The sequence below is a fragment of the Pseudomonas sp. WS 5146 genome (assembly GCF_012985495.1).
Lineage (GTDB): Bacteria > Pseudomonadota > Gammaproteobacteria > Pseudomonadales > Pseudomonadaceae > Aquipseudomonas > Aquipseudomonas edaphica.
On record NZ_JAAQWL010000025.1, the window covers coordinates 1 to 1,304 of the forward strand.

2 protein-coding genes are annotated in these 1,304 nt (G+C 45.2%); both read left to right on the plus strand.

Annotation, left to right across the window (positions count from 1 at the left end; translation table 11 throughout):
- Positions 1 to 240, plus strand: a 240-nt coding sequence (locus tag HBO41_RS29310) for a hypothetical protein (protein WP_222933974.1), incomplete at its 5' end; no start/stop codon positions are given.
- Positions 241 to 247: 7 nt separating this feature from the next.
- Positions 248 to 1,258, plus strand: a complete 1,011-nt coding sequence (locus tag HBO41_RS29315; RefSeq protein ID WP_017135811.1) for a hypothetical protein — start codon at positions 248 to 250, stop codon at positions 1,256 to 1,258.
- Positions 1,259 to 1,304: the final 46 nt, after the last annotated feature.

Sequence of the window (1,304 nt, forward strand, 5' to 3'; positions counted from 1 at the left end):
GAAGAGTACCGCGTGGTAGCGACCGTCAATAACGAAGGGGTGAGCATGCTCAACGACCATAAGGACATTTCTACCGTTGACTATAAAGAGACGGGCCTCAAAGATGGCGTACTCTCCAAGACCAATGAGCCCAAGGCAAAAGGTGTAGGTTTTCGGATACTCGACAAATTCAACAAAACCATCACCTCTTTTCGCGTCGAGAAAAAAGGGGCGAACGGAAAGTGGAAGACCTGCGGATAACGACAAAATGGATATCTTCAATCTCATTTCATACAAGCTTGAAAGTTTCCTGAACATCCGGCCAGCTCCTCAGTCACTGGGCGTTATTTTTTATCAGGAAGACGAACCCTTATTACTCTCCGCTGCCGCCAAGAAAAGCAATGGAACAACGCTTTATGTGAGCCGTTGGCACGATCTCTTTTCCGCGAGCGCTTTTGAAAAAGCCATGTTGAAACAGGGATTTACGAAGGCGGACTGCTATGCTCTTCTACTCGTCCTGTCTCGCTTTGGTCATTTGTTGGACATCGACAATCGTCAACGCACTAATAAAGACTATTTTATTTTCTTCTATCTGATCCAACTGATCAGTCTAAAAAATAGCCCTATCGATGAGGACGCGGCGTTCAGGAACCACATGCTCACGTTCCTGCTTTTTGAATTGAGCATTGATGACGAGGTGTATCGCAGGTTCAGTATCAAGGATAACCAGCTGCTGATGGTGACCGAGGCTTTTGGATCTATAGCACTGCTGGACCTGATTAACGTGATATACAAGACGATTAAAGCAGACACCAGAAAAGAACACGCACTGCTGAGCACCTTGAAAGCGTTCCAGACAAACATCGTTGAACTATTGGTTACGCCGGATAATAAAAATTATCGCTTGAATTTTAATGATCGTTACAGCGAGCTCATGTATCCCGACGTGTTCCTGTATAACTATACCCACCACAGGCAGCAGGCTTTTGAAGCCTTGGTCGATACCGTCAACCCACTTCAATCAACCGAAAACCTTTTCGTTTCCAGTATTATTTTGATGAATTATGCTTTTTATATCCTGCGAACCCGCCCACGAGAGATTCTGAAGCTAAAAAAATTCGTCGATGATGATGCGCTATTCGGCAAACTGCTGGAAGCCGTGATCAAGCGTCGAATGGCCGTTACTAAAGTGCAATTTGAAAAGATTCCAACAGGCCACGATCTGTCACTGATAAACGATAAGCAAACCTCCTTCTACAATATTTTGTACAGTCTTTAACCTATATGTCTGACGCGTTATGGGCAGCCCGGATGGGCGATGCGCT

Excerpts from the sequence above, each read along its gene's own strand:
- HBO41_RS29315 (WP_017135811.1), top strand. The coding sequence starts at position 248 with ATGGATATCTTCAATCTCATTTCATACAAGCTTGAAAGTTTCCTGAAC.